The organism is Kitasatospora sp. NPDC004799, from assembly GCF_040609095.1.
Lineage (GTDB): Bacteria > Actinomycetota > Actinomycetes > Streptomycetales > Streptomycetaceae > Kitasatospora.
The window spans coordinates 1-4,051 of sequence record NZ_JBEXJK010000575.1; the positions used below are offsets into that span (position 1 = coordinate 1).

The following is a 4,051-nucleotide window of genomic DNA, read 5'->3' on the forward strand; positions in this document are numbered from 1 at the left end:
CAGGTAGGAGGCGCAGGCCGTGTCGACGGTGACCGCCGGGCCCTCCAGACCGAGGGTGTAGACTGGCTGCCGCAGGTCCCGGCCCTCGCCGACAGCCCGTGGCCGCGCCGGCTGCCGGTCGACCTGGCGGTCTCCTCGGCGATCGCCGCCACCATCACCACCTGGCGCTGGCGCGGCAGCCGCGCCGCCCGCACGGCACAGCACCGACTCCCCACCGCACCCCGACCCGAAAGGCAGACGTCATGATCGTCATCATGGGCGCCGCCGGCGCCACCGGCGGCGCCACCCTGCACAGCCTCGCCGCGCTCGGCGTACCGAGCCGCGCCCTCAGCCGCGACCCCGCCCGGCTGGCCGCCGCGCTGGGCGAGCGCACGCTCGCCCGAACCGCCACCGTCCCGGCCGACGCCGCCGACCCGGCCTCGCTGCGCGCGGCGTTCCGCGGCGCGCAGCAGCTCTTCCTCACCATGGCCAACGGCCCGCAGCAGGTCCGGTACGAGCTGAACGCGATCGAGGCGGCGGTCGACTGCGGCGTGGAGCACATCGTCAAGGTCTCCGCGCCCGCCGCCGAGCCGGACTCCCCCGTCGCCGTCTCCCGCGGCCACCACCTGGTCGAGGAGCGGCTGCGGTCCTCCGGCGTCACCAGCACCGTCCTGCGGCCGTACGCCTTCATGCAGAAGCTGCTGCTCCTGGCGCCCGGCGTGGCCGCCGCCGGGCTGGTGCACGGCGCGCTGGGGCAGGCGCGGTGCAACTACGTGGACGTCCGGGACATCGGGGACGCCGCGGCCGAGGTGCTCACCCGCCCGGAGGCGGCGGGCGGCACCTACCCGCTCACCGGCGGGCGGGCGTACAGCCACCCGGAGTTCACCGCGCTGCTGGGCGAGCTGCTCGGCCGACCGGTCCGCTACCTCGACCTGAGCCCGTCCGAGCTGCACGCCCACCTGGTCGGCCGGGCCGGGATGCCGGACTGGCTGGCCGACCATGTGGTGGAGATCCAGCAGCTCGCGGTGGTCCGCGAGGAGGTGCCGGACGACGCCTTCCAGCGCCTCACCGGACGCGCTCCGCGCACCCTGGAGGCCTTCCTCGGCGAGAACCTGCACCGCTTCCGCTGACCGCCGGGCAGGACGGCGGACAGCACGGCAGGCAGCACGGCGGGCCGGGCCCGGACCGGTCGGACCGGCCCGGAAACCCGGCCCGCCACCCGAAGGGAGCAGCATTCCCTGTGGCATGGATCACGGTCGGGAAATCGACCTGACGATCCGTCAATTCGCGTGACATCCCGTCACATCGATTCCACGAAGCCCCAGTTGTTGACTGACGTGCCGTCAGATTCGGTCATTCCGGCGCCAGTTGGGCCGAGTGTCCGCTCCTGCCCGGTCGCCGCCCCGGGGCTACCATCGGTCGGGTTGTCCGCTCCGGCCCCGGAGTGGGGTCACCCGATCAGGCGGTGCTCCCACCGCCCCAGGGGCCGGGCATCGGTCGGAACGGGGCGAGGACGAGGAGCGCACGGCTGCCATGACAGCTGAACCGAGCCACCCGGAGCAGCACGACACGCCACCGCGGGAGCCGGGCCGACCGGAGCAGGCCCCGCCCGAGCAGACCGCGCCGACCGGGCCGGCGCAGGCCCTCGCCCTGTTCCCCGGCCGCCCGGCCGCCGCCCCGCGCACCCTGGTCGACGTGCTGGACGCCACCGTGCGCGCGCACCCCGACGAGCCCGCCCTGGACGACGGGCACACCGTGCTCAGCTACCGCGCGCTGGCCGCCGAGGTGGAGCAGCTGCGCCGCCGGCTGGCCGCCGCCGGGATCGGCCCGGGCGACCGGGTCGGCGTGCGCGTGCCCTCCGGCACCAACGACCTGTACGTCTCGATCCTCGCGGTGCTCGCCGCCGGGGCCGCCTACGTCCCGGTGGACGCCGAGGACCCGGACGAGCGGGCCGAGCTGGTCTTCGGCGAGGCCGCCGTCGCCGCCGTGCTCGGCGCCGGGCGCACCCTGGCGGCGACCGCCGAGCGCGCGCCCGCCCTGGAGCGCCGCCCCACCCCGGCCGACGACGCCTGGATCATCTTCACCTCCGGGTCGACCGGCAAGCCCAAGGGCGTGGCCGTCACCCACCGCAACGCGGCCGCCTTCGTGGACGCCGAGGCCGCGCTCTTCCTCCAGGACGAGCCGATCGGCCCCGGCGACCGGGTGATGGCCGGCCTCTCGGTGGCCTTCGACGCCTCCTGCGAGGAGATGTGGCTGGCCTGGCGGCACGGCGCCTGCCTGGTGCCGGTCCCCCGCGCCCAGGTGCGCAGCGGCGCCGACCTCGGCCCCTGGCTGGCCGAGCAGGAGATCACCGTGGTCTCCACCGTGCCGACCCTGGCCGCGCTGTGGCCGGCCGAGGCGCTCAACGAGGTGCGGCTGCTGATCTTCGGCGGCGAGGCCTGCCCGCCCGAGCTGGTGCAGCGCCTGGTCACCGAGGGCCGCGAACTGTGGAACACCTACGGGCCCACCGAGGCCACCGTGGTCGCCTGCGCCGCCCTGCTGACCGGCGAGGGCCCGGTGCGGATCGGCCTGCCGCTGGACGGCTGGGACCTCGCCGTGGTGGACGAGGCCGGTCGGCCGGTCGCGCCCGGCGGCACCGGTCAGCTGGTGATCGGCGGGGTCGGCCTGGCCCGCTACCTCGACCCGGAGAAGGACGCCGAGAAGTACGCGCCGCTGCCCTCGCTGGGCTGGGAGCGCGCCTACCGCAGCGGCGACCTGGTCCAGGCCGACCCGGCCGGCCTGCTGTTCCTGGGCCGCACCGACGAGCAGATCAAGCTGGGCGGCCGCCGGATCGAGCTCGGCGAGGTCGACGCGGCCCTGCAGGCCCTGCCCGGCGTGGCGGGCGCGGCGGCCGCCGTCCGGACCGCGCGCGGCGGCAACCAGCTGCTGGTCGGCTACCTGGTCGTCCAGGACGGCTTCGACCGCGAGCAGGCCGTCGAGCGGCTGCGCGCCGAGCTGCCCGCCGCCCTCGTCCCGCTGCTGGCGACCGTCGAGACCCTGCCCACCCGGACCTCCGGCAAGGTCGACCGCAACGCCCTGCCCTGGCCGCTGCCCGAGCTGGAGGCCGCCGGCCCGGGCGAGGAGCTGTACGGCACCGAGGCCTGGCTGGCCGAGCAGTGGTCGGAGATCCTCGGCGTGCGGGTCGGCGGCCCGCGCGACGACTTCTTCGCGATCGGCGGCGGCAGCCTGGCCGCCGCCCGGCTGACCACCCTGCTGCGCACCCGCTACCCGAGCGCGGCCGTGCTGGACATCTACCAGCACCCGACGCTGCGCAAGCTCGCCCGGCACCTGGAGCGCGGCGCCGGCGAGAGCGCCGAGGCCCGCACCGTCACCCTGGTGCCGACCAGGGCCAAGCTGCTCCAGCTGCTCCTGCTGGTCCCGCTGTTCACCCTCGTCGGCCTGCGTTGGACGGTGGCCCTGCTGGCCGCCGGGAACCTGCTCGGCCACCTCGGCGACTACCCGTGGGCGCCCACCGCCTCCTGGTGGTGGGTCGGCGCGGGCGCGCTCGCGCTGTTCACCCCGCCGGGCCGGCTGGCCGTCGCGGCGGGCGGCGCCCGGCTGCTGCTGCGCGGAGTGCGCCCGGGCAGCCACCCGCGCGGCGGCTCCGTCCACCTGCGGCTGTGGACCGCCGAGCGGCTCGCCGAGCTGAGCGGCGCGGACTCGCTGTCCGGCGCCTGGCTGGTGCGCTACGCCCGGGCACTGGGCGCCAAGGTCGCGCCCGAGGTGGACCTGCACTCGCTGCCGCCGGTCACCGGGATGCTGAAGCTGGGCCGCGGCTGCGCGGTCGAGGCCGAGGTGGACCTGTGCGGCTACTGGCTGGACGGCGACCGGCTGCTGATCGGCCCGGTCAAGATCGGCTCCGGCGCCGTGGTCGGCACCCGCTCGACGCTGCTGCCCGGCGCCCGGGTCGGCAAGCGCGCCCAGGTGGCGACCCGCGTCTACCCCGGGGCGGACAAGCCCTCGGTGGACGCGCTGGACCTGGAGATCGCGGACGGCGCGGCCGGGCCGTTCGTGACGCCGTGGTTCTTGGACC

The 4,051-nt window shown here is 76.4% G+C and carries 2 protein-coding genes and 1 pseudogene; all 3 read left to right on the plus strand.

Annotated features, from left to right (window positions below):
• A pseudogene (locus tag ABZW03_RS38265) lies at positions 1-246 on the plus strand (hypothetical protein); the annotation flags it as partial.
• The gene (locus tag ABZW03_RS38270; protein ID WP_355269105.1) at positions 243-1,109 is read left to right on the plus strand and encodes an NmrA family NAD(P)-binding protein; all 867 of its coding nucleotides are present in this window, start codon (positions 243-245) and stop codon (positions 1,107-1,109) included. The pseudogene ABZW03_RS38265 and the gene ABZW03_RS38270, both read left to right, overlap by 4 nt.
• Before the next feature lie 403 nt (positions 1,110-1,512).
• A partial coding sequence (locus tag ABZW03_RS38275) for an amino acid adenylation domain-containing protein (protein ID WP_355269106.1) occupies positions 1,513-4,051 on the plus strand: 2,539 nt, incomplete at its 3' end.